General features: G+C 60.4%; 22 protein-coding genes. 7 read left to right on the forward strand and 15 right to left on the reverse strand.

Annotation, left to right across the window (positions count from 1 at the left end):
* The first annotated feature begins 122 nt into the window (after positions 1-122).
* Positions 123-911, forward strand: coding sequence for a tRNA-uridine aminocarboxypropyltransferase (locus LG300_RS02275; protein WP_404376797.1), 789 nt, complete (start codon positions 123-125; stop codon positions 909-911).
* Here LG300_RS02275 and LG300_RS02280 read toward each other — a convergent pair.
* The 8 genes from LG300_RS02280 to def form a co-directional block, all read right to left on the reverse strand.
* Positions 908-1,819 carry a DMT family transporter gene (locus LG300_RS02280; RefSeq protein ID WP_404376798.1) on the reverse strand — a complete coding sequence of 304 codons (912 nt, stop codon included), beginning with the start codon at positions 1,817-1,819 and terminating at the stop codon, positions 908-910. The genes LG300_RS02275 and LG300_RS02280 overlap by 4 nt on opposite strands.
* Positions 1,816-3,069 (reverse strand): TraB/GumN family protein, encoded by a 1,254-nt coding sequence (locus LG300_RS02285; RefSeq protein WP_404376799.1) that lies wholly within the window; start codon positions 3,067-3,069, stop codon positions 1,816-1,818. Before LG300_RS02285 ends, LG300_RS02280 begins: the two co-directional genes overlap by 4 nt.
* A gap of 39 nt (positions 3,070-3,108) precedes the next feature.
* Positions 3,109-4,557, reverse strand: coding sequence for a TrkH family potassium uptake protein (locus tag LG300_RS02290; protein WP_404376800.1), 1,449 nt, complete (start codon positions 4,555-4,557; stop codon positions 3,109-3,111).
* Between the two features lie 33 nt (positions 4,558-4,590).
* Positions 4,591-5,964 (reverse strand): Trk system potassium transporter TrkA, encoded by a 1,374-nt coding sequence (trkA, locus tag LG300_RS02295; protein ID WP_404376801.1) that lies wholly within the window; start codon positions 5,962-5,964, stop codon positions 4,591-4,593.
* Between the two features lie 110 nt (positions 5,965-6,074).
* On the reverse strand, positions 6,075-6,281 hold the full coding sequence (locus tag LG300_RS02300) for a dodecin (protein ID WP_404376802.1): 207 nt from the start codon (positions 6,279-6,281) through the stop codon (positions 6,075-6,077).
* 49 nt (positions 6,282-6,330) lie between these two features.
* Complete coding sequence (gene rsmB, locus LG300_RS02305) at positions 6,331-7,665, reverse strand: 16S rRNA (cytosine(967)-C(5))-methyltransferase RsmB (protein ID WP_404376803.1); 1,335 nt, start codon at positions 7,663-7,665, stop codon at positions 6,331-6,333.
* A complete protein-coding gene (gene fmt / locus LG300_RS02310; RefSeq protein WP_404376805.1) occupies positions 7,662-8,642 on the reverse strand; it encodes a methionyl-tRNA formyltransferase in 981 nt (326 codons plus the stop codon). Before fmt ends, rsmB begins: the two co-directional genes overlap by 4 nt.
* Positions 8,643-8,783: 141 nt before the next feature.
* Positions 8,784-9,296 carry a peptide deformylase gene (gene def / locus LG300_RS02315; protein WP_404376806.1) on the reverse strand — a complete coding sequence of 171 codons (513 nt, stop codon included), beginning with the start codon at positions 9,294-9,296 and terminating at the stop codon, positions 8,784-8,786.
* 222 nt (positions 9,297-9,518) lie between these two features.
* Between def and LG300_RS02320 the strand changes: the two genes are divergently transcribed.
* From LG300_RS02320 to aroE, 5 genes are all read left to right on the forward strand, one after another.
* Positions 9,519-10,517 (forward strand): LysM peptidoglycan-binding domain-containing protein, encoded by a 999-nt coding sequence (locus LG300_RS02320; protein WP_404376807.1) that lies wholly within the window; start codon positions 9,519-9,521, stop codon positions 10,515-10,517.
* Positions 10,518-10,551: 34 nt separating this feature from the next.
* Positions 10,552-11,673, forward strand: coding sequence for a DNA-processing protein DprA (gene dprA, locus LG300_RS02325; RefSeq protein ID WP_404376808.1), 1,122 nt, complete (start codon positions 10,552-10,554; stop codon positions 11,671-11,673).
* 48 nt (positions 11,674-11,721) lie between these two features.
* Positions 11,722-12,279: an L-threonylcarbamoyladenylate synthase gene (locus tag LG300_RS02330; RefSeq protein WP_404376809.1), complete on the forward strand. Its 558-nt coding sequence runs from the start codon at positions 11,722-11,724 to the stop codon at positions 12,277-12,279.
* A gap of 98 nt (positions 12,280-12,377) precedes the next feature.
* Positions 12,378-13,310, forward strand: a complete 933-nt coding sequence (gene hemF, locus LG300_RS02335) for an oxygen-dependent coproporphyrinogen oxidase (protein ID WP_404376810.1) — start codon at positions 12,378-12,380, stop codon at positions 13,308-13,310.
* 9 nt (positions 13,311-13,319) lie between these two features.
* On the forward strand, positions 13,320-14,138 hold the full coding sequence (gene aroE / locus LG300_RS02340; RefSeq protein WP_404376811.1) for a shikimate dehydrogenase: 819 nt from the start codon (positions 13,320-13,322) through the stop codon (positions 14,136-14,138).
* A 77-nt stretch (positions 14,139-14,215) separates the two neighbouring features.
* Here aroE and LG300_RS02345 read toward each other — a convergent pair whose 3' ends face one another.
* Together LG300_RS02345 and LG300_RS02350 are read right to left on the reverse strand one after the other, a co-directional pair.
* Positions 14,216-14,473 (reverse strand): hypothetical protein, encoded by a 258-nt coding sequence (locus LG300_RS02345; protein WP_404376812.1) that lies wholly within the window; start codon positions 14,471-14,473, stop codon positions 14,216-14,218.
* An 18-nt stretch (positions 14,474-14,491) separates the two neighbouring features.
* A complete protein-coding gene (locus tag LG300_RS02350; protein WP_404376813.1) occupies positions 14,492-15,295 on the reverse strand; it encodes a M48 family metallopeptidase in 804 nt (267 codons plus the stop codon).
* A 437-nt stretch (positions 15,296-15,732) separates the two neighbouring features.
* Between LG300_RS02350 and LG300_RS02355 the strand changes: the two genes are divergently transcribed.
* Positions 15,733-16,605 carry an ATP-binding protein gene (locus LG300_RS02355; protein ID WP_404376814.1) on the forward strand — a complete coding sequence of 291 codons (873 nt, stop codon included), beginning with the start codon at positions 15,733-15,735 and terminating at the stop codon, positions 16,603-16,605.
* Positions 16,606-16,618: 13 nt separating this feature from the next.
* Here the strand turns inward: LG300_RS02355 and LG300_RS02360 are convergent, their stop codons facing one another.
* The 5 genes from LG300_RS02360 to hisS form a co-directional block, all read right to left on the reverse strand.
* The gene (locus LG300_RS02360) at positions 16,619-17,233 is read right to left on the reverse strand and encodes a hypothetical protein (RefSeq protein ID WP_404376815.1); all 615 of its coding nucleotides are present in this window, start codon (positions 17,231-17,233) and stop codon (positions 16,619-16,621) included.
* A 174-nt stretch (positions 17,234-17,407) separates the two neighbouring features.
* On the reverse strand, positions 17,408-18,811 hold the full coding sequence (gene der, locus LG300_RS02365) for a ribosome biogenesis GTPase Der (protein WP_404376816.1): 1,404 nt from the start codon (positions 18,809-18,811) through the stop codon (positions 17,408-17,410).
* Positions 18,808-19,989, reverse strand: a complete 1,182-nt coding sequence (gene bamB / locus LG300_RS02370; RefSeq protein WP_404377965.1) for an outer membrane protein assembly factor BamB — start codon at positions 19,987-19,989, stop codon at positions 18,808-18,810. Before bamB ends, der begins: the two co-directional genes overlap by 4 nt.
* On the reverse strand, positions 19,989-20,648 hold the full coding sequence (locus LG300_RS02375; RefSeq protein ID WP_404376817.1) for a YfgM family protein: 660 nt from the start codon (positions 20,646-20,648) through the stop codon (positions 19,989-19,991). The genes bamB and LG300_RS02375 overlap by 1 nt, the downstream gene beginning before the upstream one ends.
* A gap of 84 nt (positions 20,649-20,732) precedes the next feature.
* A complete protein-coding gene (gene hisS / locus LG300_RS02380; protein WP_404376818.1) occupies positions 20,733-22,040 on the reverse strand; it encodes a histidine--tRNA ligase in 1,308 nt (435 codons plus the stop codon).
* Between the last annotated feature and the right edge of the window lie 43 nt (positions 22,041-22,083).

A 22,083-nucleotide genomic window follows, 5' to 3' on the forward strand; every position in this document is an offset into this window, starting at 1 on the left:
GCTAAACGTGTCAACTTTTTGAAGTGGATTGGTTTACCATGGTGCTTGACTGTAGGGAGTATTCGTCAGGATGTATGGCCTGCTTTATACTCTGCGCCCTTTGACGATCCACTGGAGCGCAGATGCCTGACGCGACCTCGCTGCCCCCCGAACACGATGCATTGACCGACCGCGACCCGGCCACCGGGCATCCGCGCCCGCCTCGGCGTGAATTCAAAGCGCGGGGCAGCTTCGTCAAACGCTGCGAAGGGTGCAACCTGCCCGAGCTGAACTGCCTCTGCCCGTATCAGGTGAAGGCGGAGAGCGATGCCCAGGTATGGCTGTTGACCCACTCCATTGAGCACTACAAACCGACCAATACCGGGCGTTTGATAGGCGACGTGCTCACCAACACTCGCGTGTTTACCTGGTATCGCACCGCGCCGGACGACACGCTGGCAGCGTTATTGGAAGATCCGCGCTACGCGCCGTTCGTGATTTTTCCTGACGACCAGCCGGATTACGCCGACCGCGTGGTGGATATTGATGCCGTGCATACCGCCAAGCAGCAGGCGCGCATTCCGGTGTTTATCATTTTAGATGGCACGTGGCGTCAGGCGCGGCGTATGTTCCGCAAAAGCCCCTACCTGGATGCACTGCCGGTTCTACCGCTGCGTACCGAGCGGGAGACCCGCTACCGGCTGCGCAAGCCCGCCTCGAAAGCGCATCTGTGCACCGCCGAGGTGGCGATTGAGCTGCTGCGTCAAAGCGGCGATGTAACGGCGGCGAGCGTGCTGGATGACTACTTTGATGTGTTCAACGATAGCTACGCCGAGAGCCGCTACTACCGCAAAATTGAGGAACCCACCGCTGCGATGCAGCGGCTGCTGAAGCGGCGACAAGAGTCCGCTGATAATGCTAGTGAGGACTAGCGCTCAGGCGCTGTGCCGGGCAGCCAGCGCAGCAGCACTTTGCGTACCCAGTACCAGCGGTTGATCAGCAGCGCGGCGAAAATCAGGCTGCAGCCCAGCAGTTGCAGCGCGGTCATGGTTTCCCCAAACCACCAGGCGGCAAATAGCGCGGTCCAAACGGCTTCCAGCATGAGAATCACCGCCGCATGACTGGGGGTGGTCATTCCCTGGGCTTTAATCTGAAGAAAGAAGCGCAGCGAGCTGGCCAGCAGCACGCTAGCCATAAACCAGCCGAGAATTGAGGTGCTCAGGGCCAGCGGCTGATGCTCTACCACCAGGGAAAGCCCCGTCAACACCACGCCTACCGAGATAAGCTGTAGCGTCGTCAATGGCAGTGCCGCCACATTGCGAACTACCCGGGTATTGACGTTGATCAGCAGCGCAAAGCAGAGCGCGGCGCACACCATCAGTAGCTGGCTGGCTTCCACTCGAAACCCCGCGTTGAGCGACAGTAGGGCAAAGCCGAGCAATGCAATGGGCAGCGCTATCCAGGTGCTGCGCGGTGGGCGGTCGCCAAACAATAGCCGGGCCACCACGGGCACCAGCAGAATGCCTAAGCTGTTGATAAAGGCGCTTTCACCCAGGTGGTCGGAGTAGTTAAGCCCCAGCACCCAAAAAGCGATGGCAGCGCTGAACAAAACGCCCACCAGCAGGCCGCGGCGCACTCGACGTAACGGCATGCGCCGGAGGGCAGGCCAGGCAAACCCAAGCAATATCAGCCCAGCGAGTAAAAAGCGTGTGCCAATAAACAGCAGAGGCGGCATACCTGCCAGCGCTTCTTTGGAGAATATCCAGCCCCCGGCAGCCACGATAGTGACCAGTAGGAGCAGCGCATCGGCCTGCCACGGCGCTTGTTTGATCGTACTCACGCAGCACCGCTGCCGAACAGGGCACCGGCGATTCTAAAGCCGGCTACCCAGGTGCCCACCGCTGAACCCAGCGTGGCGAGAATAAAGACCAGCAGAGTGCGAGACACACGGTTTTTCCACCAGCCTTTCAGCTGCGTCACGTCATGGCGCAGGGTGGAGAAGTCGCGCACCTTGGGCTTCCGCATATAGAGCTCCACACCGGCAGCAACAAAACCGGCCCCAATCGTTGGGTTTAGCGATGTGAGCGGCGCGGCAAAGAAGGTGGCAATCACGGTGACTGGGTGGGCGAGGGCGGCGATCGTGGCCCCACCGGATAAAATCCCGTTAATCAAAAACCACTCGATCACCAGCTGCCAGCCGAGGTCGGTATTGCGTGAAAAGCCCACCACAAAACCGGTAATGACGAGCGCCGTAATCAGCCAGGGGGCGGCTTTCCATAGCTTGGAAGGCGGCGGCGTGGCTTCGAGGGACTCTCGCTCAATCGTGGGGTTTTCCGGCAGCGGCGTTTCCAGGTGCTCGCCCGTGCCTTTTAAATGGCCGGCGCCCAATACCACCAACACGTTCTGGTAGCGCCCAGGCGGCGCTTCTTCCGCCAAACGCAGTGCCATATAGCGGTCACGCTCACGGATCAGCGGGGTGTAGAGCGCTTCGGATTCGGCGGCAAACTCGCTGAAGGTGGCCTCCAGCATGTCGCCCTCTTTGAGCTTTTCGATGTCCTCTTTGGAGACATCCTGGCGGGAGAGTACGCTGCCAATCAGCCCTGAAAACAGCGAGAAGCGCTGCCACCAGGGCACATTGCGGTAAATACGTTTTAAGGTGATACCTACGTCCCTATCGACCAGCAGCAGCGGCAGATTGCGGGTGCGGCACTCTTCCACCGCCGCACGCATTTCGGCCCCCGGCTGAATGCCGGACTGCTCGGCAATCCGCTGCTGAAACGCGCCCAGCGCGAGGCTTGCCGCGACCATGCCCGCTTTGCCTTGCTTGAACACCTGAAACAAGTCCTGCTCGCCCATAGCATCGGGATTATCCATGCTGTGGTGGCGGGCATCGCAAAGCTCGATGGCGACGGCATCGAAGTGGCCGCTGTCGATCAGTTGGCGAACGTCGTCGGCGCTTTCGGCAGAGACGTGGGCGGTACCGAGCAGCGTATAGCGCGTGCCGCCCACGCTGACGGTTTTCAGCGGGCCGCTGGTGGCAGGGAGTGAAACACTTTCTTGGGCCAGCGGTGTTGCATCATCTTGAGTCATTAAAAGGTCTCTACAAAATTGGTAACCAGCAGGGCGCGTTTAACGCCGCCAAAACGCTGGGGTAAACAGCACAAGTACCGTAAAAATTTCCAGGCGGCCCAGCAGCATGGCAAGCACTAAAATCCATTTGGCGAGGCTGGGCAGATCGCCATAGTGGCTGCTGGCTTCTCCCAGGGCGGGGCCAAGGTTGTTCAGCGCCGAACCAACGGTAGACCACGCCGTCACCTGATCGACTCCCGTGGCCATTACGCCCACCAGCATCAAGAAGAACAGCATCACATACGCCGAGAAAAAGCCCCATACGGCCTGGGCGATGCTATCGGGAACGCTGACTTTGCCAACTTTAACGGCGATCACCGCGTTGGGGTGGATAAGCCGCATGACCTCGCGCATCCCCTGTTTCAGAATCAGGATAATCCGGATCACCTTCATGCCGCCGCCGGTAGAGCCGGAACAGCCGCCCACAAACGCTGCCACAAATAGTAGGAAGGGCAGCGCGCCCGGCCAACTAGAGAAATCCGCAACGGCAAAGCCTGCGGTAGTGGCGACTGAGACAACCTCAAACAGCGCGTGGCGTAGCCCCACGATATCGTCGTAAGTATCGGTCAGCCATAGGGTAATCACGGTAATGATGGTCAGCCCGGCTAAAAACAGCATGAGAAAACGTGCTTCGGGGTCTTGGAAGTAGTGCAGCAAGCGCTTTTCCCGCCAGGCAATAAAGTGCAGGCTAAAGCTGAAGGCCGAGATCAGCATAAAGCTAATGCAGATCAGCTCGATGGCGGCGCTATTAAAGTAGCCGATACTGGCATCGTAGGTGGAGAACCCGCCAATGGCGACGGTGGAAAAGCTGTGCCCTAGCGCATCAAACCAGTCCATACCTGCCAGCATATAGGCCACCATGCAGGCAATGGTGAGCGTGGCGTAGATATACCAGAGCGCTTTGGCGGTTTCGGTAATCCGTGGGGTTAGCTTGGAGTCCTTTAGCGGCCCTGGTATTTCGGTGCGGTAAAGAGCCATCCCCCCGACGCCCAGGGTAGGCAAAATAGCGACGGCCAGCACCACGATCCCCATCCCGCCTAGCCACTGCAGCTGCTGGCGGTAGTAAAGTACCGATTCCGGTAGAAAATCAATGCCGGTAATCACCGTGGCACCGGTGGTCGTCAAGCCGGAAAAGGATTCAAATACCGCATCGGTAATGCTTAGCGACCCTTCACCGAAGAGCATCAGCGGCAGCGAGCCGAATAGTGCCAGTACGGTCCAGAACATCGCCGCGATAATAAACCCGTCGCGGATACGTAGCTCTTTATGGGAGCGGCGATTGGGCAAATAGAGCAGTAGCCCGGTGATTACCGTAATGGCCACCCCGCTCATAAAGGCGTGCCAAACGCCGTCGCGAAACCAGAGTGACATCAGCATGGGAGGCAGCATGGTGAGGCTAAAGAGCATCAACAGCAGCCCTAAAATGCGTAAAATGACCCGCAAGCTCATAGTGGTGGTTGTCTCATAACGCTGGCACGGTTCTTAGAAAAACGTTAAGCCGACCTGGAATAGGCGTTCAACGTCGCGGATTCGCCGCTTGTCGATCACAAACAGGATGACGTGGTCGCCACTCTCCACCAGCACGTCGCCGTGGGCGATGATGACCTCCTTACCCCGCACAATGGCACCGATGGTGGTGCCTTCCGGCAGGTCGATCTCGGCGATGGTACGGCCCACCACCTTGGACGACTGCTTATCGCCGTGGGCGATGGCTTCGATGGCTTCCGCCGCCCCGCGACGCAGCGAGTGCACGTTGACGATATCGCCCCGGCGCACGTGGGTCAGCAGGCTGCCGATGGTGGCCTGCTGGGGGGAGATGGCGATGTCGATATCGCCGCCCTGGACCAAATCCACATAGGCGGCGTTGTTGATTAGCGTGAGAACCTTCTTCGCCCCCAGCCGCTTGGCGAGCAGCGACGACATGATGTTCACCTCGTCGTCGTTGGTCAGCGCGCAGAAGATATCGCAGTCTTCGATGTTCTCCTCTTCCAGCAGCCGCTTGCTGGTGGCGCTGCCGTGGAGCACCACGGTACGATCCAGCCGCTCGGAGAGCGTGGTGCAGCGCTCCAGGCTGTGCTCGATAATCTTCACCTGATGGCTGTGCTCTAGGTGCTCCGCCAGCCGCTCGCCGATATTGCCGCCCCCGGCAATCACCACCCGGCGGAAGTCGCGCTCCACCTTACGCAGCTCGCTCATCACCGCGCGGATATCCCGTCGGGCCGCCAGGAAGAACACCTCGTCGTCGGCTTCGATCACCGTGTCGCCCCGGGGAATGATCGGCCGATTGCGGCGGTAAATCGCTGCCACGCGGGTTTCCACGTTGGGCATATGCTTGCCCAAAAACGCCAAATCCTGACCCACCAGCGGGCCGCCGTAGAAGGCCTTCACCGCCACCAGCTGCACCAGGCCTCCGGCAAACTCCAGTACCTGCAGCGCGCCGGGGTGCTCAATCAAGCGGCGTACATGGTCAGTGACTACCTGCTCAGGGCTGATCAGCACGTCGATGGGAATCGCTTCGTGGGCGAATAGGCCCTTACGGGTGAGGTAGGCAGTGGAGCGCACCCGGGCAATTTTGGTGGGGGTGCGAAACAGCGTATGGGCCACCTGACAGGCGATCATATTGATCTCGTCGGTGTTGGTCACCGCGATCAGCATATCGGCGTCTTCGCAGCCCGCCTGACGCAGCACGATCGGGTAGGAGCCCGCGCCGGTGACCGTGCGGATATCCAGCTTGGTGTGCAGTTCGCGTAGTTTTGCGCCGTCGGTATCGACGACGGTGATGTCGTTCTCTTCGCGGGCGAGGTGCTCTGCGAGGGTGCCGCCGACCTGGCCGGCGCCAAGAATGATGATTTTCATTGCTAAGCACGGTTCCGTTGTAAGCGCCAGCGCGTTACCGGCAGACGGTGTGCGCTGCAATAAAGACGGCGGCCAGTGTAAACCAGCCGCCGTTGAAAAGCAGGTAGGGATTACTCTAGCGTGAAGCCAACTTTAATCGTTACCTGCCAGTGGGCGACGCGACCATCTTCAATATGGCCCCGGGTATCGGTGACTTCGAGCCAGCGCATGTTGTGGACGCTTTCCGACGCTTTGGTCAGTGCGTTCTGCACGGCTTCCTCAATACCTTTTTCGGATGAACCGGTTAGCTCAATGTGCTTATAGGTGTGATGACTCATGCTATCTCCTTGCTTGTCATGAAATAACGGCTTAGGGCGATACCGCTGTTTAGGCGGTTCGCTTCTCTAGTCTGGCATAAAAAAAGCCGTCGTGACTGCTCGGGGCGGGAAACAGCTGGCGGCCCTGGCCGCTTTGCTCGCCCCAGGCCACATCATGGGGCGTGGTGGCGTGGGCATCCGGCGTGCGGGCCAGAAACGCATCGATTTGCGCCGCGTTCTCTTCGGGAAGCACCGAGCAGGTGGCATAGAGCAGCGTGCCGCCGGGGCGCAGCAGCGGCCAGAGGTTATCTAGCAGCTGGCGCTGTAGCTTAGCAAGCTGGCGAATATCCTCTTTACGGCGCAGCGCCTTGATATCCGGGTGGCGACGAATCACGCCCGTACCCGAGCAGGGGGCATCCAGCAAAATGGCGTCGAACGGGGTGCCGCTCCACCAGTCGCGGGTGGTGGCATCGGCATGCTTTAGCTCGGCGCTCAGCCCTAAGCGGCTGAGCGTATCGTCCACCCGCGCCAACCGCTGGTTGTCGCTATCAATGGCAGTCAGCGCAATATCAAACTGCTCCAGCAAATGCGCGGTTTTGCCGCCGGGGGCGCAGCAGGCGTCCAGGACATGGGCGCCTGGGCGGGGTGCCAGAGTCGGGCCAAGCAGCGCCGCTGAGAGCTGTGCCGCTTCATCCTGCACGCTGACGTGGCCCTGCTCAAAACCGGGCAGCACAGAGACATCGCAGGGGGTAGTGAGCGTAATGCCATCCGGGGCGTGACAGCAGAGGTGCCCATCTAACCCCTGTTCGGTCAGCTGTTGAAGATACGCTTCACGGTCGTTATGGCGCTGGTTGACGCGTAGGGTCATTGGCCCTGGTTCGTTATTGGCTTGGGCAATGGCGCGCCACTGCTCGGGCCAGGCGTGGCGCAGGGCGTCCAGCAGCCAGGGAGGATGCTCCAGGGCAACGTTTTCATCACGGTCAACGACTTTTTGCAGGGCATCAGCTTCACGCTGCAGGCGGCGTAGGCAGCCGTTCAGCACCCGGGTAGCCCACTCCTTACCGAGTAAGCGTGCTGCCCCGGCGGTTTCGCCTACCGCTGCATGGGCGGGAATACGCATGTAGAGCAGCTGGTAGATGCCGACCAGCAGCAGGGCGTGGATATCCGCATCGCGCTTTTTGAACGGCTGCTTGAGGAGCTGGCTAGCCAGTGCTTCCAGGCGTGGCAGGCGACGGCAGGTGCCGTAGCAAAGTTCTTTCAGCAGGCTGCGGTCACGGGCGATAACGCTATGCTCATCCAGGCCGGCTAGCGAGCCTTTCTGGGTCAATATCGGCACAAGGCCACGGGCAGCCGCTGCGCGAACATCCTGGCCATTGCCGCCTTTGGCGGGGCGCTGTTGACTCATTGGCTATCTCCTTGCGCGGGTTGTCCAAGGCGAACGCCAATGGTGAGTGGCGTTTGGCGGGCGTTTAATAAGTCGCGTACCGCCATCGCTTTGCCGCCAGGTAGCTGGGCACGGCTGACGCACAGCACTTCTTGCCCCTGCTCTCCGCAGGCAATACGCAGGTGTTCATCACCATGTTCTAGCAGCGTACCGGGGGGCGATGGCGGCTGCTCACCTTGCTCGACGCTGGCCATGAGTAGGCGCAGGCGGTCGTTACCTAGCGTGCACCAAGCCACCGGCCAGGGGTTGAAGGCGCGGATTTTGCGCGCCAGCTGTTCGGCAGGCTGAGTAAAGTCTAGCTCGGCCTCCGCTTTGCTGAGCTTGGCGGCGTAGGTCACGCCCTCTTCCGGCTGGGGCGTTGCCTCCAGGCTGCCGCTATCCAGCTGGTCCAGCACGTTCACCAGCGCATTGGCGCCTTGAATGGCCAGCCGGTCGTGCAGGTCGCCACCAGTGGTGCGGGAGGTAATTGGGGTACGCACTTCATACAGCATGGCACCGGTATCCAGCCCTGCATCCATTTGCATAATGGTCACACCGGAGACGCTGTCGCCCGCTTCGATGGCACGCTGGATAGGCGCCGCGCCCCGCCAGCGGGGCAGCAGCGAGGCATGCACGTTGATGCAGCCTAGGCGCGGGGTGTCCAGCACCGCCTGAGGGAGCAGTAGCCCGTAAGCGACCACGACCATAACATCGGCGTTTAAGGCCGCCAGCTCGGCCTGGGCGTCGGCGTCTTTCAGGCTGACGGGTTGATACACCGGCAGCCCGTGCTCTTGAGCCAGCTGTTTAACCGGGCTTGGGGTGAGTTTTCGCCCCCGGCCAGCGGGGCGGTCTGGCTGGGTATAAACCGCCACGACTTCATGTTCGCTGTCGAGAACGGCAGCAAGGCTGGAAGCGGCGAAGTCTGGCGTGCCAGCAAAAACAACGCGTAACGGTGACATGGTGATGAACCCCTGGATGAAGAGAGAAAAGTGCGGCGTATGAAACGCATAAAGGCCGAGAGGCAGCGCTACGGTTCACGGAGCCATGCCCGTGGGAGTTAGCGTGTCAGCTCGGCCAGTGGCCATGTTGTAAAGTGCGCCTTAGGCGTCGTTCATCAGCTTGTGGCGCTTTTGCATTTTTTTCATCACCCGGTCGCGCTTAAGCGGTGATAGGTAGTCCACAAATAGGACGCCTTCCAGGTGGTCGTACTCATGCTGAATGCAGTGGGCTAAGAGGCCATCCGCCTCCAGCTCGTAGGGCTCACCGTTACGATCCAGCGCATTAAGCTTCACTTTTAGGTAGCGCGGCACTTCAGCGTAGTATTCAGGGATCGACAGGCAGCCTTCTGAGAGCGGCTCTTTCTCTTCGCCGATGGGCTCATAGCGGGGGTTGATGAGCACCAGCGGTTGGGAGTTGTCGTCGCTGACATCCATTACCACTACGCGGCGATGCACATCAATTTGCGTTGCCGCAAGGCCGATGCCGCGCGCGTCGTACATGGTCTCCAACATATCGTCGACGAGTTGACGAACCTCATCGTCGACGGTTTCCACCGGTACCGCCTTGGTGCGAAGGCGCTCGTCGGGGAATTCAAGAATAGGAAGTTTGGCCATGGCGTTACAATCACCGTTATGCTGAGTCTTTAAGATGAGTAGGCTGCGTTCTGTGTCGGCAAGCCTAACTGCTTTACTATTAGCCACTATATCATGCTGACACTGTTCCTGGGCATGCGCGACGCTGTGCAGCCTCTTACACCGCTTCACCAACCACTGCCAAGGGAGAACGGGATGGTGGCTCGAAAGTCTCTTTATTATAGCGTCTTTAGTGCGCTCTTAATGTGGGTGCTACTGGCTAGCCAGTCGGCTTCCGCCTGGGAGCGGCTGCGTCGCGATGCCCCCGAACGTTACGAAGTGGTGGCGGGCGATACGCTATGGGATATCTCCGCACGCTATCTGCACTCTCCCTGGCAGTGGCCTTCGCTGTGGCAGGCAAACCCGCAAATTCGTAATCCTCACCTTATCTACCCCGGCGATGTATTGATATTGGGGGCATGCCAAGGCCAGCCGTGCCTTTCTGTGGAGCGGGGCCAGGAGGTCGTAAAGCTCTCACCGCAGATGCGTACGGTGCCTAAGCGAGAAGCCATTACTCCCATTCCAATGGAGGTAGTGCACGCCTTTCTACGGGAGCATCGCGTGGTGGAGCCAGGGGCGTCTCTTCAAGAGCTGGCCTATGTCGTGGGTGGTGATGATCAACGCTTGATTAGCGGCGCAGGCGATACCCTGTATGTGCGTGGTGATGTGCCGCCTAGGGGGCGGCTAGGTATCTATCGCCCAGGGGAACCCTATATGGCGGCCGATGGCACGCTGCTGGGGGAAGAGTTAATCAATATTGGCGAGGCGCGCTACCTGAGCAGTGAGGGTGATATCGCGCGTATTGAAGTACTCACGGCTAACCAAGAGGTACGTAATAACGACATCCTGCTGCCGCTAGCGGAGCGTGAGCTAAGCGAAGCCTTTGTTCCCCGAGCACCGTTGAATAGCGTAGCTGGCCAAATTGTTGCGGTACCCGGCGGGGTGCGATTTATTGGGCGTTTGCAAGTAGTAGCGCTGGATCTCGGCACCCAGGATGGCCTTCAGCCAGGGCATGTACTGCGCGTCGACCAGCAGGGGGAGCTGGTGACCGACCCCCGTACTCAAGAGCTACTGCGGCTACCCAATACCGAGGCAGGATTGGTGATGGTATTCAGGCCCTACAACCACATGAGCTATGCCTTGGTGATGCAGGCCTCTCGGGTGCTAGCGGTAGGTGATAGGGTCAGCACGCCGACGCGTTAAGGTGTATACAACAATTTGATGCAAGGGGAGCTCTATGGATGCTAAGGAGTGGCTGGTGGTTAATGCACTGCCCGGTATGGGCGCTGCACGGATTGCACAACTGGTGGCGCGCAAGCCCCAATGGCCCCAAGGTTGGCTGGCAACCTTGCCCAGCAATGCCGCCAATGCCCTGCGGCTGTGGCTGGCCCAGCCAGAGCGTAGCCCGCTCCAACAAGAGGTCAACGACACCCTCTCCTGGCTACAAGAAGCCCCCAACCGTCACCTGATTCACCGCGACCACCCTGCATGGCCGGATCTTTTAAACCAGCTGCCCGACCCGCCAGCGGTGCTGTGGGCCCAAGGCGATCTCCGCGCGTTAGAAGCCCCTGGCCTTGCCATGGTCGGCACCCGTCGTCCTACCTCGGAGGGGAGCGGGCATGCCCAGGCGTTTGCCCGGGAGCTGGCCAACCGCGGCTGGTGCATTGTCAGCGGGATGGCGCTAGGCGTGGATGGCATCGCCCAGCGTGCGGCGCTCGCCGCAGGTGGAAGCTCCATTGCCGTGCTTGGCTGTGGGATTGATGTCATCTACCCCGCCCGCCATCGGGATCTGCATGAACAGCTTAGTACGCTTCCCGGTGGTCTGCTGCTCTCTGAGCACCCACCCGGCACGGTGGCTCGCCCAGCCTTTTTCCCCCGCCGCAACCGAATTGTCACCGGCCTTGCGCTAGGCACCCTGGTCGTCGAGGCCACCGAGAAAAGCGGTTCGCTCGTCAGCGCCCGCCTCGCCCTGGAGCAGGGGCGCGAGCTGTTTGCGCTGCCGGGTTCGCTGCATAATGTCCAGGCTCGTGGTTGTCTGCAGCTGTTGCGTAGCGGTGCCACCCTGGTACGCCATGTGGACGATATTCTCGAAGAGCTACAGCATTGGGTGCCACGCTTTATGCCTGCGCCGCTAGGAGATGAAACCGATGAACCGTCGCCGCATCCGCCGAAGGGGGAATCGCCGTCGGCGGATAGCCTATTTAACGCATTAGGCCCATCGCCTACGCCGATTGATGTGCTGGTGCAGCGCACCGGTATTTCGGTGAGCGAGTGCCAGCAGCGCCTGTTGATGCTGGAGCTGGATGGCAAAGTGACGCAGCAGGCGGGTGGCTGGGTACGTCTGGCAGCGCCGTGGTAAGATGCAAGTTCAATTTTGTGATTGGCTGAGAGCTTATCAGGAGCGTCTATGAAACCGGCGGTTGACGTGAAGGCGGCGGTAAGCGCGCTGCGCGCAGGCGGCGTCATTGCATGTCCAACGGAAGCGGTGTGGGGGCTAAGCTGTGACCCCGACAACGATGAAGCGCTAGCGCATTTAATGCGTATCAAAGCGCGCGACCCAGCCAAGGGCGTGATTCTGGTGGCGGCGAGTATCGAGCAATTTCAGCCCTGGTTAAGCCAGCTGCCGTTGGAACTCCATGCGCCGTTGGCGGCCAGTTGGCCAGGCCCGAATACTTGGCTGGTGCCGGACAATGGCCGCAGCCACGGCTTGGTGCGTGGTGCCCACCAAAGCGTTGCCCTGCGGGTGACCGACCATCCGCTGATGAAAGCGCTGTGCGACGCCTTTGGCGGGCCGCTTGTCTCCACTTCTGCTAACCGGGCCGGTGACCCGCCCGCCATGAGCGCGGAAGAAGTCGCCACGATTTTTGGCGATGACGTAGCCGCCATCGTGGCAGGTGAGTTGGGTGGTAATGCCAAGCCCAGCACCATCAGGGACTTAGTGTCCGGTAAAGTGATGCGCGCTTAATAACCAGCGCGTTTCTACTCGTCACTGCCTAAGCACGACCTACTATTTATTACTGACTTACGACTGACGAATCACGCCTTAGCCCTTCAGGAGTTACCGTGGCCCACGAGCACCTAGACGACGTTAAAACCTATCTTCTCGACCTCCAGGAACGGCTCTGTGCAGGCCTTGCCGCCGCTGATGGTCGTGCCGCCTTTAAAGAGGATAGCTGGCAGCGTGAAGAGGGCGGCGGCGGGCGTTCGCGGGTAATGGAGTCGGGCGCGGTATTTGAAAAAGGCGGCGTCAACTTTTCCCACGTGTTTGGTGCCCAACTGCCGCCTTCCGCCACTGCGGCGCGGCCAGAGCTGGCCGGGCGCAGCTTCCACGCGGTGGGGGTCTCCTGGGTGATGCACCCGGAAAACCCCAACGTGCCCACAAGCCATGGCAACGTGCGCTTCTTCATTGCCGAAAAAGAGGGCGAACCGCCGGTGTGGTGGTTTGGCGGCGGTTTTGACCTAACCCCCTACTACCCGGTGTTTGAGGACGTGGTGCACTGGCACCAAGTGGCCCGCGAGGCCTGCGCCCCCTTTGGTGAGGGTGTTTACGAGCGCTACAAAACGTGGTGCGACGACTACTTCTATCTGAAGCACCGCGAAGAGACCCGTGGCGTCGGCGGGCTATTCTTTGACGATTTGAACGAAGGCAGCTTCGAGGAGTGCTTTGCATTCCAGCGGGCGGTGGGGGATAGCTTTCTGGACGCTTACCTCCCTATTGTCGAGCGCCGCAAGCAGGATGCCTGGGGAGAGCGCGAGCGGGATTTCCAGCTCTACCGTCGCGGCCGCTATGTGGAGTTCAACCTGGTATGGGACCGTGGCACGCTGTTTGGCCTGCAAAGCGGCGGGCGCACGGAGTCCATTCTGATGTCCATGCCGCCACTGGCCCGTTGGGAGTACGCTTTTACTCCCGAGCCGGGCAGCCGTGAAGCACAACTGCACGACTATTTAGTGCCACGCGATTGGCTGGCCGAGGCCGCCCAGCAGAACAACGCCTAAGGAGTTGAGATGAGTGATCGCTACTGTGTGTTTGGTAATCCAATCAAACACTCTAAATCGCCGCTGATCCACGGTGAGTTTGCCAGCCAGACCCATCAGGCCATGAGTTACACCGCCGAGCTGGCGCCGGTAGAGGGCTTTGCCGACGCATGGCGGGCGTTTGTGGCCGCCGGTGGCCGTGGCGCCAACGTGACCGTACCCTTTAAAGGTGATGCCTTTGCGCTTTGCGATACCCTGAGCCACCGCGCCAAGCGCGCCCAGGCGGTGAATACGCTGATTGTGGGCGGTAACGGGCGTACCTACGGCGATACCACCGACGGTATCGGGTTAGTGCGGGATTTGGCCTACCATCGCGTCCCCCTAGCGGGTAAGCGTGTGCTGGTCATCGGCGCAGGCGGCGCGGTGCGTGGCGTATTGGAACCGCTGCTGGCGGAGCAGCCCAGTGAGGTCGTTATCGTCAACCGCACCGAGGAGAAAGCCGAGCAGCTGGCCCAAGCGTTTGCCGACCTGGGTAATATCCAGGGCGGCGGTTTTGCAACAATCGAAGGACAGTTTGATCTGGTGATTAACGGCACCAGCGCCAGCCTAGCAGGCGAGCTGCCGCCGCTGCCGGAAACGCTGTTTGCCAAAGGTGCCTGGGCCTACGACATGATGTACGGCTCAGAGCCGACGGTGTTCCTCCAGTGGGCGGGGCCGCGGGGCGCCAAACTGCTGGATGGTTTAGGGATGCTGGTCGAGCAGGCCGCCGAGTCGTTTTTCCTATGGCGCAACGTTCGACCCGAGACGGCCAGCGTGCGTACGCTTCTGCGCCAATCGCTCAACTATTAGGCGGTAGGGGATAGGCGGTAGGGGATAGGCGAAGGCAATGGGGGCGGAATTGCCCCCCCATGCATGCGGTGCCTAGGCTAGCGCGGCTTGGTATAAAACCCCACCATACACATCACCAGCCCCACCACGGATAACAGCATGCCGCCGTTCACCAGTAGCGGCGAGCGCTGTAACCACGACACAAAGGGCTGCGGTGTGTCGTAGCAAGCTCCTTCCAGATAATTCCAGTAGCCGCCCTCAAGCTGGCAGGCGCGAACGTCCCCCAGCTCCCAAAAATAGACGCCCAGCAGTGCCAGAATCGGCAGGACTAACAGCAGTAAACCCAAACGGATCATGGGAACCTCTAAGTGCCGCTATGGACGCGGGCAGTTGGGAGTGCGGCCGTTGTTGCGGGCCTGCTCATAACTCGTCAGTGCCCGATCCATGTTGGCTTGGAGGCCCTGAATGCGCTGGCCTTGCCCGGGGTGGGTCGACATCCATACGGGGGGCGCGCCTCCGCCGGTGGCTGCCTGCATATTCTCCCACAGGGTGACGCTTTGACGTGGGTCGAAGCCTGCTTGTGCCATGAGGTCCAGACCAATCACATCAGCCTCGCTCTCATGGGCACGGGAGAACGGCAGCACGATGCCGTATTGGGCACCCATTCCCAAAACGCCCATGAGCTGCTGGCCGCCAGCAGACTGCATTCCAGAAGCACTGGAAATAACCGACAGGCCTAACGACGTAGCGCTTTCGGTCGAAGCACGCTCGTTGGCGTGGCTTGCCAAAACGTGACCAATCTCGTGTCCTATCACCGAGGCCAGCTGGTCTTGGTTGGTAGCAATCTCTAACATGCCAGTATTCACGCCCATGTAGCCGCCGGGAAGGGCAAAGGCGTTGGGCTGCTCGGATTCAAACACACGGATCTGCCAGTCTAACTGCTGTTGCTCGGCAGGCAGTTCCGCCACAATGGCATCCGCAATACACTGCACATAGCGATGGCTTGCCTGGCCCGCAGTGGGTAGCTCCTGCTGGTATTGGGTGAACGCCTGACGGCCCATCTCGTTTAGCTCGCTATCGGAGAGCAGTAGTAGCTGTGAACGGCCGGTGGGGGAGGTCGAGCAGGCTGCGATTGAGGCGCAGAGCGCCGTAATCGCTAATGGGCGAAGCCAACGCATAACAGTTTCCTTATAGACGAGTGGGGAACCTTGCACACAAGTTGACATCCTCCCCTCCCTCAACTTGCGCTGCCGTCTGGCGACGGAAAGGAAGAGGATTCCCAGGTTGTTACTTTCCTGGTTTCTGTTTCCAAGACGATTGCCCGAGGGAATGGCTTGGTTATCGCCGTAAAAGTCCCACGGTGGGGATTTTTACGGTGGCGAACCAACTCATGTCCCCCAGGTCTCACATCGTCTCCACAGACGTCACTTTCCGAGTGCCCCTTGGTAGGTCGTGTCGACATGCGTAGTATAGCACTGTACAAAACGTCAGCAAGGGCATCCTGCGGATGCCGCGCTATCCATCCGCTCACTAAAAGTAAGCGGTTTTTCGCGCTGGTTAATAACCACTGTTAGTGGTAAATCAACCCTTATCGTAACTTACTCCGGGGATGTCGATGGATGCTGAATTAAGCCAGCGCCTAGCGCGGTTACTCGATCATGTAGACCACTGGCTGCCGCCTGCGCCTACGCCGGTGGAATGGAACACCCATGTCGCGGCCATCTGGCAGCGCCACCCACTGGGCGGGCGGTTGGTGCCGGTACCGCCGAGAGACACCATGACCCTGGACGACCTGCTGGGCATTGAGCGCCAGAAGCTAGCGTTGGTCGATAACACCCGCGCCTTTTTGCAGGGGCTGCCCGCCAATCACGCGCTGCTCTGGGGCTCGCGGGGCAGCGGTAAATCATCGGTGATACGCGCGCTGCTTAATTCGCTGGCAGGCGCAGGTCTGCGGCTGATCCAGGTCGACCGCCATGATCTTGCCAGCCTACCGCTGCTGGTGGAACAACTGCGCCATCAGCCGCACCGCTTTGTGGTGTATTGCGACGACCTATCATTTGAAGGTAACGACGACGCCTATAAAGCGCTTAAGAGCGTGTTAGACGGCGCACTGACCGGGCCACCGGAGAACGTGCTGCTCTATGCCACCTCGAACCGCCGTCACCTACTGCCGGAGTCGATGGAGGACAACAGCGGTTCACGGCTGGTAGGCGAAGAGCTGCACCACGGCGATGCGGTGGAAGAGAAAATTTCCCTCTCGGATCGTTTCGGCCTGTGGCTTGGCTTCCATCCGTTCAGCCAAGCGACCTATTTAGAAGTGTGTGAACACTGGGTAGGGCGTATTGGTGAGCAGCAGGACTGGGACGATACAGCCCGAGCGGAAGCGATTCGTTTTGCCACGCTGCGCGGTGGGCGAAGCGGCCGCACGGCGTGGCAGTTTGCGGCCCAGTACGTGGGCCGCAAACGCCTTCATGAGCGCGGTGAGTAGTGCGCTTGGCAGCCTAGCGTTGGGGTATGAGCTGCCCGTCGGCGCCCACGTTCAAGCGAATGGTGGGCGTGAGCAGGCCAGAGGGTAGCGTCATGCCCAGGCCGCGCAAATCTCCTGGGGTGATGGCTATCTCACTGCCCGCAGGCAGTTCCCCCTGGCTGGCGAGTTGGCTGGCCAGCTCTAGCATTGGCGTCATTTGCTGGTGGTCTGCAGCTAGAACATCAAAGGCCACCGGCAGGCGGAGGTTGGCGTCCTGCCCCGATGTGAGGGTAACGTTCTGCTCATAATTACCTTGCACTGGGTCTATGCCAGGCATGTCCAGCGTCCAGCGAAAGCCAGACATCTCCACCGGAGGCATACCGGCGGGCAGGCCAAGCCCCATCGCCAGGGTGGCTTGCACCGGCAAGCTGCCAGCACCCAGGCTAGAGGCCAGCAAGCTCGATAAGTCGCTGGTATCCAGCCCGGCATTGACGCTGTAAGGGCCAATGCGCACGTCTTCGATCCCCAGCGATGTGACTGCTAAGCGAAAGGCAAACAGTCCCGTTTGGGGCAGCGCCAAGCAGCCGGTTAACAGGCTCGCCAGCAGCAGTAAAACCAAGCCGCGTCCGCGACGAAAAGCGTAGTGCATGTACGTCCCTCCTAAGAAGGGCAAGAGTGATAGAGCAAGTATCTGCAGGGCAGGTGCCGAAAAGCGCCGCTATTTGAGGGCGGGCGAGGGTGTCTGTCAAGCAGATTTGCGGTTGGAGAGGGTAATAAAAACGCCCGCTGAATCGTCAGCGGGCGTTGAGCAGAGGAGCATCGCTTAACGGCGGCTTTTGCGCGCCTCTTTGGTACGGTTAAGCTCGCGCTTTTTGGCTTTCTCTTTATCGCTGGCGCCCGCCATGTTATCGAACGGGTTGTTGCCCGACCGGAACTCAAAGCGCATCGGCGTGCCGCGCACCTTCAACACTTTGCGGAAGGTGTTGGTCAGGTAGCGGCGATAAGCCTCGGGTAGCGACGATGTCTGGTTGCCGTGTACCACGATAATCGGCGGGTTGCTGCCACCCTGGTGAGCCATACGCAGCTTGATGCGGCGTCCATTCACCATGGGAGGCGGATGCTGGCTTACCGCATCCTGCAGCAGCGTGGTGAGACGGTTGGTCGACCAGTGCGCGTTGGCGGCGTTAAACGCCCGCTCAATGGAGGGGTATAAATCGCCCACTGCGGTGCCATGCAGCGCGGAAATGAAGTGCAGCTCGGCATAGTCGGCAAAGCCCAGACGGCGCTTGATATCGGCGCGCATCTTCTCTTTGGCTTCGCTCTCCAACCCATCCCACTTGTTCACGGCCAGCACTAGCGCACGGCCGGTGGTGAGCACGTAATCCAGCAGGTGAAGGTCCTGCTCGACCAAGCCGCTGCGGGCATCCAGCACCATGACGGCCACATGGCTCTCTTTGATCGCATCCAGCGTCTTGATGATCGAGAACTTTTCGGCGATTTCACGCACGTTCTTGCGCCGACGAATGCCTGCGGTATCGATCAGCACATACGGCTTGCCGTTACGCTCGAAGGGGATTTCGATGGCATCACGGGTGGTGCCCGCTTCGTCATATACCACCACGCGGTCTTCGCCCAGCAGGCGGTTAACCAGCGTGGATTTACCCACGTTCGGGCGGCCGATGACGCCAATACGGATGCCTTTGGTGCCCGTGTCGGCGGGGATACTGGCATCCCGCTCGGGGAAGGGTTCAAGCACCGTATCGATCAGCAGCGATACGTTGCGGCCATGGGCGGCGGCAATCGGCCACGGGTCGCCCAGGCCCAGTTTCCAGAAGTCGGCCATGGCCGAGTGCTCTTCCAAGCCGTCGGTCTTGTTGACCACCAGCCAGGTTTTCTTCTGATTGACGCGCAGGTGGTTGGCGATCGCTTCATCGGCGACGTTCAGCCCGGCGCGGGCATCGACCAGGAACAGCACGATATCGGCTTCGTCGATGGCCGCGAGGGACTGCTCGGCCATCGCGGCATCGATGCCTTCTTCGTCACCGCTGATACCGCCGGTATCGATGACGGTGTACGCTTTGCCACCCAGCATGCCGTTACCGTATTTACGGTCGCGGGTCAGGCCAGGAAAGTCTGCCACCAGCGCATCGCGCGAGCGGGTCAGACGGTTAAACAGCGTCGATTTGCCCACATTGGGGCGACCGACTAATGCAATGACGGGTGTCATGGAGTTACTTCCAGGGTTTCCAGGCGACCATTGTTGGCCTGGACATGAATGGTGCTGCCTTCAGTGACCGGGCGCACGCTAATGCCCGAGTCGTCGATGCGCGTACGGCCTACCAGGTTACCTTCGCGGGCGTCGATCAGGTGGACATAACCCTCGAAATCACCCACAACTAGGCGGCCATCGGCAAAGGCGGGGGCGGTGAGCCAGCGATCTTCCAAATCATCGTTACGCCAAATCTCCTGGCCGCTGTTGGCATCCAGGGCCACGATATGGCTGTCGTCGCTGACCACAAACAGGAAATCGCCTACCAGAATCGGCGTGTGGCGGCTGGAGAGGTTGGTTTCCCACAGCACGCCACCACGGGTTGCTTCCAGCGCAACCACACGGCCATTGTAGCTGGTCACGAACAGGCGGCCATCGGGGCTAAGTACCGGCTGGCCCGACAGGTCCACCAGGCGCTCAACGTCGCTGCGTCCGCGCGGCGTGGCAATTTGCATATCCCACAGGGCTTGGCCGCTGCGGTTATCCAGCGTGGCGAGGCGGCCATTGGCCAAGCCCACAAAAGTAACCGGGTCAATGACCATGGGCGTTCCGGTGCCGCGCAGCGTTAGTGCTGGCTGCGAGCTAGTATAGACCCAACGCTCTTCACCGCTGGCGCGGTCCAGGGCGGTGATTTGACCGTCTACACTCTGCACCAACAGCAGCTGCTGGTTAGCTTGTGGAGCCGCCAGCACTTCGCTGGAGACCCGTGAGCGCCAAGCAACGCTGCCATCGCGCTGGTTAAGGGCGATCACTTCACCGTTGCGGGTGCCGAGATATACCTGGCCGGCAATCGCGTTCAGCGCACTGGAAAGCGGAGTGTCCAGCTCGATTTCCCACTCACGTTCGCCGCTGCTGGCGTTGAACGCGGCCACCAAACCGGAGGCATCCGCAGCGAAGACGGTATCGCCCTCACGGGAAGGCGCGATGGGGTAGCGGGCACTGCCAAAGCCATCGCCTACGCGGCGATCCCAAACGCTGTCCAGCGATGACGTTTCGTCAAAGCTACGCAGCTCTTTGGGGGTGAACGCCGGTTCGCCTTTGCTGGCACAGCCGGCCAGCAGCGCCAGCGCCACGGCACCCAGCGTGGTACGCATCAGGTGTTTGGAAAAGAGCGGTTTTTTCAGGCTAGTCATCATCACTGTGTCACCTCCTCGGCGCCGAGATCGTCAAGCTTGAACTGCACGCCGTAAAGCGGCTGGTTCTGCGTTTGGGCGACTGACAGCGCGGTTTGCCATGCTTCGCGCGCCTGCTCCGGCTGGTTTTGAGCCAGGAAAGCATCGCCACGCACGTTGGCTTGCTGGGCGGCCAGCGCGTCGGAAATGGGTTGATCAAGCAACGCGAGGGCGGCTTCCGGGTTGCCTTCGGCTATCTCAATACGCGCCAAACGTAGCCAAGCTAGGCTTTGCACATAGCGGCGTGAGGAGTTGCTGGCCACGTCCTGCAGTGCCTGCTTGGCTGCTGAAAGGTCGCCTTGCTGTACCGCAAGGCGGGCTTCCAATAGCTGTGCAAGCTCGGCATACAGGGTGTTGCCGTACTCGTCGGTCAGCTCCTCGATCAGCGTCTGCGCCGCGCTTAGCTGGTCCTCTTCCAAGGTGGTGCCAGCGGTCATGTTAATTAACTGCTGGTAGCGAACCGAGGCGGCTTCCGCTTTGCCTTCTTGATAGTTCTGCCACGCGTTCCAACCAAAGACGCCCGCCGCAGCGAGAACGGCACCGGCAATCAGCGAGGTTCCGTTCTCTTTCCACCAGCGTTTGACGACTTCTAGCTGCTCTTCTTCGCTTCTCAGCTCCGCCACGGGCGGCCTCCTGTTTCATGGGTCAGCCGCTTTTGCGGCTAACGAGTGTTCATCCGCCCCAGGCATCGCTGGGGGGCAGTTACGTTAATGAGACGGTAGGTTAGGCAGTAACTCGTGGAGAGTCTCGGCCAGCGCTGCCTGGGCCACCTGCTGCTGCTCGCGGTCATCGCGCAGAAACTTCAGTGTGGCGGTTTGGTTGGCGAGCTCATCCTCACCCAGCAGAATTGCCACCGGCGCGGCGCTCTTATCCGCCTTCTTCATCCGGCTCTTGAAGCTGCCGCCGCCGCAGTGTAGCTGTAGGCGCAGGGAAGGCAGCGCACTGCGTAGCTGCTCGGCTAGGGTGAGAGCGGCCACGGTGGCGCTGTCATCCATGGGCACCAGATAAGCGTCACAGCCGCCCAGGGCCTCATCAGGTACCAGGTTGAGCGTTTCAAGCAGCAGAACTAAACGCTCGATCCCCATGGCGAAGCCCACCGCTGGCGTGGGCTTGCCGCCAAGCTGCTCTACTAGGCCGTCATAGCGGCCACCGGCACATACGGTGCCTTGGCTGCCCAGCGCAGTGGTGGTCCACTCGAACACCGTGCGGCAGTAGTAGTCCAAGCCACGCACTAGGCGTGGGTTGACCACGTAGGGAATACCGGCGGCATCCAGCATCGCTTTGAGCTGATCGAAGTGCTCCCGTGATGCTTCGTCCAGGTGGTCCATCAGCTGTGGGGCCGCGTTGAGCATCTCGGCCATGTCAGGGTTTTTCGAGTCCAGAATACGCAGCGGGTTGCTGGTCAGACGCCGTTTGGAGTCGTCATCGAGAACGTCCTGGTGCTGCTCGAAGTAGGCCACCAGTTTGTCGCGGTAGGCGGCCCGCGCTTCAGCGGAACCCAGGGAGTTCAGCTCAAGGGTGACGTGCTCCATCAAGCCAAGCTCTTGCCACAGCCGCGCCGAGAGCAGGATAACCTCGGCGTCGATGTCTGGGCCATCAAAGCCGTATGTCTCTACGCCGACCTGGTGGAACTGACGGTAACGCCCTTTCTGGGGACGTTCGTGGCGGAACATCGGCCCTTGGTACCAAAGCCGCTGGGTTTGGTTATGCAGCAAGCCGTGTTCCATGGCCGCCCGTACGCAGCTGGCGGTGCCTTCAGGGCGCAGGGTGAGGCTGTCGCCATTGCGGTCGTCGAAGGTGTACATCTCTTTCTCGACGATGTCGGTGACTTCACCAATCGAGCGGGCAAACAGCGCCGTCTGCTCCACGATCGGCGTACGAATTTCATCGAAGCCGTAGCGGTGCATTAGCTGGCGTACTTTGGCCTCAAAAAATTGCCAGCGTGGGCTGTCGCTGGGCAATAGGTCGTTCATACCACGGATGGCTTGAATCTTTTTAGCGGCGGACTTGCTCAATGAAAACTCCTTGTCTGGGCGGCAGCATGCGGGGCGCGGGGAA

It is taken from the genome of Vreelandella aquamarina (genome assembly GCF_044805175.1).
In the GTDB taxonomy this organism is placed as follows: domain Bacteria; phylum Pseudomonadota; class Gammaproteobacteria; order Pseudomonadales; family Halomonadaceae; genus Vreelandella; species Vreelandella aquamarina_B.